Source organism: Bradyrhizobium hipponense (assembly GCF_008123965.1).
Taxonomy (GTDB): Bacteria; Pseudomonadota; Alphaproteobacteria; order Rhizobiales; family Xanthobacteraceae; genus Bradyrhizobium; species Bradyrhizobium hipponense.
In genome coordinates this window covers 1-5,445 of sequence record NZ_VSTH01000196.1, presented here as the reverse complement: position 1 = coordinate 5,445, position 5,445 = coordinate 1, and the positions used below count along the sequence as shown (strand labels likewise).

The following is a 5,445-nucleotide window of genomic DNA, read 5'->3' as shown; positions in this document are numbered from 1 at the left end:
CTTCGCCGGGACGACAGCGGAGAATTTGGCGCGGGACCGCATTCGCGCTCGTTAGGGCTAGCGCCAGTGCAACAGCCGCATCTCCAGCCAGTTGATCACCCTCCCCACCGCCAATCCGAACACCGACAGGATCACGACGCCCGCAAGCAGTTGATCCGTCTGCATCAGATTGCCGGCCTGGAGCACAAACGCTCCGATGCCATACTGCGCGCCGATCATCTCGGCGCTGACGACGAGCAGCAGCGCCACCGAGGCGGTGATGCGGAAGCCGGCGAGGATCGCGGGCAGCGCGCCCGGCCAGATCACCTTGCGCACGATGGTGGCGAACGGCACGTTGAAGCTCTGTGCCATGCGGATGAGATTGCGCGGCACCGCGTCGACGCCGCTATAGACCGAGATCGCGGTCGAGAAGAACACGCCCAGTGCAATGGTCGCGATCTTCGGCTCTTCGCCGATGCCGAGCCACAGGATCAGCAGCGGCAACAGCGCGATCTTCGGAATCGGGAACAGCGCCGAGATGAAGGTGATGCCGACGCTGCGCGCCAGCCGCGACAGGCCGATGGCAAAGCCGACGGCGATACCGGCCGCGGTGCCGAGCAGCCAGCCGACGCCAATGCGCAAGAGCGAAGCCGAGAGATGCTGCCAGAGCGCGCCGGAAACGGCGAGCTGATAGATCGCGCGCATGATAGCGGACGGCGCCGGCAGGAACAGCGGATTGACGAGGCCGGCGCTACCGGCCGCCTGCCAGATCGCAATGACCAGCGCGAGCGCGATCCAGCCGCCGAAACGGCTGCTCGCCGGCACGAAGCCGGCGCCGCGGAAGCGGACGCGCCGCGCCGGGGCGTCCGTTGTCGGCGTGTCCGTCGTGGCGCGATCAAGCATGCTGCACCTCGCGCTCGGCGTCGATCGCCTCGTTGCGGATCAGCGACCAGATCTGGTTCTGAAGCGCCAGCAGCTTTTCACGCGCAGCGATTTCGCCGCGCTCAGTGCGCGTCATCGGCACACTTACCACCTCGCGGATGCGGCCGGGACGCCGCGACAGCACCACGATGCGGTCGGCGAGGCGTGCGGCCTCTTCGAGATTGTGGGTGACATAGACCGCGCCCATGCCGCCATCGGCGAGCAGGCGGACGAAGTCTTCCATCAGGAGCTCGCGGGTCTGCGAGTCCAGTGCCGAGAGTGGCTCGTCCATCAGCAGGATGGCGGGGCGCACCGCCAGCGCACGCGAGATGCCGACGCGCTGGCGCATCCCGCCGGAGAGCTGCTTCGGATAGGTTTTGCGAAAATCGGTCAGGCCGGTGCGGCGCAAGGCATCGTCGACCAGCGCGCGGCGCTGCCCGGCCGAGAGCTGCGCGTGCAGCAGCGGGAATTCGACGTTCTCCTCCACCGTGGCCCAGGGCAGCAGCGCGAAATCCTGGAACACGAAGGTGAGCGGATTGAGGCTGTCCGCCGGCGGCGATCCGCGCAGCTCGGGCGCGCCGGAAGTTGGCAGCAACAATCCGCCGAGGATCGACAGCAGTGTGCTCTTGCCGCAACCCGAGGGGCCGACGATCGCCACGACTTCGCCAGCACTGACGGTGAAGGAGACATCGTCGAGCACGGCGAGCTCGCCGAAGCGGTGAGTGATGTGGTTGGCGATCAGGTCCATGCGATGAGCCCGCTTTCTTCACCCTCCCCTGGAGGGGGAGGGTCGGTTCGCATGCAGCAAAGCGAAATGCGAACCGGGGTGGGGTGACGGTCTCTCCGCAAGGGTGCTGACGACGGTTGCCGATGAAATACCCTGCAGCGACCAACGCGGGAGAGACTACCGCCGCGGCTCACCCCACCCCGCTCACTCCGGACGATGCTGCGCATCGCCGGCGCGATCGACCCTCCCCGTCCAGGGGAGGGTGGCAGATCGCCCATCGCGAGAATTTGCATCGTCTGCATCAATCCGCCTTCACAAATTCCTTGGCGATGATCGTGTCCGCGTCAAAGCCCTTGTCGGCAAAGCCCTGCTCTTGCAGCCATTTGATCTGGTTGTCGACGTTCTTGACGTCGAGCCTGCCGTCCGGATCGATATAGGCGCAGTTGCCGACCACCTGCTCGACCGGCAGATTGGTGTACTTTGCAATGATCTCCAGCAGCGGTTTTGTCTGCTCGTTGATCGGTGCAACGCCGTCCTTCATCGCAGCGAGGATGACGTCGTGATATTCGCGGTCGGCCCTGGCGAGGGCGCCGAGCAGCTTTGTCACCAACGCCTTGTTGGTCAGCGTCTTCGGCGAAGCGAATACCGCGCCCAATTGCCAGGGCGTCTCGTCGCCGACCCACCCCAAAAATTTCGCGCCGCCCTCGTCCATCAATTTGCGTGCGGTGGAGATGGGAAGCAACGCCGCGTCGACCGTCTCGCCCTTGAGCGCGGCCGCCGCGTTGGACAGTGACTGCAGCGGGATGATCTTCACGTCGGCGAGTTTGAAGCCGTATTTGTCGGCGAGCAGGCCGAGCGAATAGTGAAAGGACGAGCCGACCTGCGTGACCGCGACGCGTTTGCCCGCGAGGTCCTTCGGCGTCTTCAAGCCGGCACCGTAAGCATTGTTGCTGGCGAAATAGCCGATCAGGGGATAGCCGGCCTTCTCGCGGCTCATGCCACCGATCACCTTCAGCACGCCCTTGCCGGCCAGATTATAAAGGCCGGCGGTGAAGGCGGTGACGCCGAAATCGATGTCGCCAGAGGTGACAGCGACCGCGATCGGCTGCGCCGCGTCGAAGAACTTCAGCTCGACGTCGAGGCCGGCTTCGCGAAAATAGCCCTTGTCCTGCGCGATGAAGACCGGCGCGGAGGACGACAGGCGGAGCACGCCGATCCTGGCCTTCAGCGCGTCCTCGGCCCACGCCGTGCCCATTGCCGTGATCGCCACCAGGCTAGCTACCGCGAGCCGCGCAATTCCGATCATCCCGTTTCCTCTCGTGGTTCTCTTGGTGTTCTTCTTCTCTTAGACGTCTTCTTGGTCGATGTCTTGCAGCCGTCACAGCCCTTCGGGCACAGGCTGATCCCGCCCGATGAAGGCGCCCTGTTGTTTCAACGTTTCCTGCAATTTTTCAACCGGGATGTCACGCGGGATCAGGTTTCCGGACAGCGCCAGCCCTGCTGCGGAGCCAGCCGCCTCGCCCATCACGAAACAGGCGCCGGAGACCCGCGCCGCCGACTGGCCCTCATGGGTCATCGAGGCGCAGCGGCCGGCGACCAGCAGATTGTCGACGCCCTCGGGCACCAGCATCCGGTACGGCAGCTCATTATAACCGCGGGATTCGGGGATGGGCGGAAAGGTGAAGACGACATCGCCGGGAACATGGGCCTCGATCGGCCAGCCGTTGACGCCGATGGAGTCGTCGAACGAGGCGCAGCCGAGCACATCCGCGCCGCTGAGCTGGTAGCCGCCCGTGATGCGGCGGGTCTCGCGAATCCCGAGCTGCGGCGGCAGGTCGACGATGTAGGATTTTTCAAAGCCCGGCACGGTGCGCAGGAATTCGAACGCGGCAAGCGCCTGCTTGCGGCCCTCGATCTCGCCGCGGGTGAGATCGTCGGGCTCGATGCCGTTGATGGCATGGCCGTCCTCGCGCGCCACCTGCGTAAAGTTCACCCGCCATTCGATGCCGGACTTCTGCGGCCGCACGATCGCGCTTTTGCGCGGGAATTTGTGGGTGCCGGCAGCCAGCGCCTTTTCCATCAATTGCGGGATGGTCCGCCAGGCCTCGCCAGCCCTTTCGGGGTCGATGCCGTTGAGACGGAGCATCATCGAGGGGTACAGCGGATGGCCGTGCTCGTCGCCGACCTCGAACGGCGCGCCGGCCCAGACCGCCAGATCGCCATCGCCGGAGCAGTCGATGAAGATCCCGGCGCGCACCGCCTGCCGGCCAGCCTTGGTCTCCACCATCAGCGCGTCGATGCGGCGGTCGTCGCCCATCACCACGCCGGCGCCGAGCGCATGGAAGAGGATGTGCACCTTGTGGCTGGCGAGGAGCTGGTCGGCCGCGATCTTGTAGGCCGCGGTGTCATAGGCCTGGGCGAACACCTTGCCGAGGATCAAATGCGGCGCGTTGAGGCCGTTCAAGCGATCGATCCGCGCCAGCAATTCGGACGCCATGCCCTGCACCAGCCGGTGTGCCTCGCCGTAGACATTGCCATGCAGGCCGCAAAAGTTGGTGACGCCGGCGGCGGTGCCCATGCCGCCGAGGAAGCCGTAGCGCTCGATCAGCAGCGTCCGCCGTCCTGCGCGCGCAGCGGACGCTGCCGCCACGATGCCGGCCGGGCCGCCGCCGAGGACGACGACCTCATATTCGCCGTAGAGCGGCACCTGGCGCGCTGGTTCTTCGATCGTCGTGGCCCGCATGGCGCGTCCTATCCCTGAAAATCCTTTGCTTGGCCCGACTATGAATTAACGCGGACCACGCTACAATCCACCAAATTATGCGATCAGCTTTCTCGAATCGCGAAAGGTCGAGATGGACATCCTGGTGAACCTTCAGGCCTTCCTCGCCACCGCGGATTCGGCCGGCTTCTCCGCCGCCGCGCGAAAGCTCAACGTCTCGACCTCGGTGGTGGCCAAGCGCGTCACGCAACTGGAGGCGCGGATCGGAACGCCGCTGTTTCATCGCTCGACCCGGCAATTGCGGCTGACCGAGGCCGGCCAGCGCTACGTGCATCGCGCCCGCAGTCTGGTGGCCGACGCCACTGACCTGCTCTCGCGCATGGGCGAGAAGGGCCACGATCTCGTCGACCATCTCCGCATCAAGGCGCCGACCTCGCTGACGGTGGCGCGGCTCGCGGACGCCTTCAGCGCGTTCCAGACCCAGAATCCGCTGGTCAAGCTCGATATCGTGCTGATCGATCGCCCGGTTGATCCCGTGACGGAAGGCTTCGACATCGCCATCGGTGCCTTCCCGCTTTCCTTCGGCGGCGTCGTTGACGAGCCGTTGTGCGCGCTAAAGCGATTGCTCTGCGCCTCGCCAGCGTACTTGAAGAAGCACGGCACGCCAAAGCATCCACGCGACCTCGTCGATCATCGCTGCCTCAGCTTCCTGCCGACCGGTCCCGAATGGATTTTCGACGGTCCGCGCGGCCGCATCAGCGTCCAGGTCAGCCCGTTGCTCTCCTCCAACGAGGGCCACGTGCTGGTGCGCGGCGCGATCGCCGGCAATGGCATCGCGCTGATCTCGCATTATCTCGTGGCAGACGCCTTGCGCGATGGCACGCTCAAGCCGGTGCTGCCCGACTTTCCAATTCCCGAGCTATGGGTGAAGGCCGCAATCCCCGAGCGGCGGCGCAATGCGGCCGCCGTGCAGGCGCTGCTGACGCTGCTCAAGACCTCGCTCGCACCGTCGCTGTAGCCCGCATGAGCGAAGCGATTTGCGGGACCGCTGGTGGAATTCCCGGATGTCGCTTTGCTCATCCGGGCTTGTATGGGG

The 5,445-nt window shown here is 65.5% G+C and carries 5 protein-coding genes; 1 reads left to right on the top strand and 4 read right to left on the bottom strand.

Annotation, left to right across the window (positions count from 1 at the left end; translation table 11 throughout):
- Positions 1-57: 57 nt before the first annotated feature.
- The 4 genes from FXV83_RS39470 to FXV83_RS39455 form a co-directional block, all read right to left on the bottom strand.
- Positions 58-882: an ABC transporter permease gene (locus FXV83_RS39470; RefSeq protein WP_148745450.1), complete on the bottom strand. Its 825-nt coding sequence runs from the start codon at positions 880-882 to the stop codon at positions 58-60.
- On the bottom strand, positions 875-1,648 hold the full coding sequence (locus tag FXV83_RS39465; RefSeq protein ID WP_148745449.1) for an ABC transporter ATP-binding protein: 774 nt from the start codon (positions 1,646-1,648) through the stop codon (positions 875-877). Before FXV83_RS39465 ends, FXV83_RS39470 begins: the two co-directional genes overlap by 8 nt.
- Before the next feature lie 280 nt (positions 1,649-1,928).
- A complete protein-coding gene (locus FXV83_RS39460; RefSeq protein WP_148745448.1) occupies positions 1,929-2,933 on the bottom strand; it encodes an ABC transporter substrate-binding protein in 1,005 nt (334 codons plus the stop codon).
- A gap of 72 nt (positions 2,934-3,005) precedes the next feature.
- Positions 3,006-4,370: an FAD-dependent oxidoreductase gene (locus tag FXV83_RS39455; protein ID WP_148745447.1), complete on the bottom strand. Its 1,365-nt coding sequence runs from the start codon at positions 4,368-4,370 to the stop codon at positions 3,006-3,008.
- A gap of 112 nt (positions 4,371-4,482) precedes the next feature.
- On the opposite strand from FXV83_RS39455, the gene FXV83_RS39450 reads away from it, so the two are divergent.
- Positions 4,483-5,367, top strand: coding sequence for a LysR family transcriptional regulator (locus FXV83_RS39450; protein WP_148745446.1), 885 nt, complete (start codon positions 4,483-4,485; stop codon positions 5,365-5,367).
- The last annotated feature ends 78 nt before the right edge of the window (positions 5,368-5,445 follow it).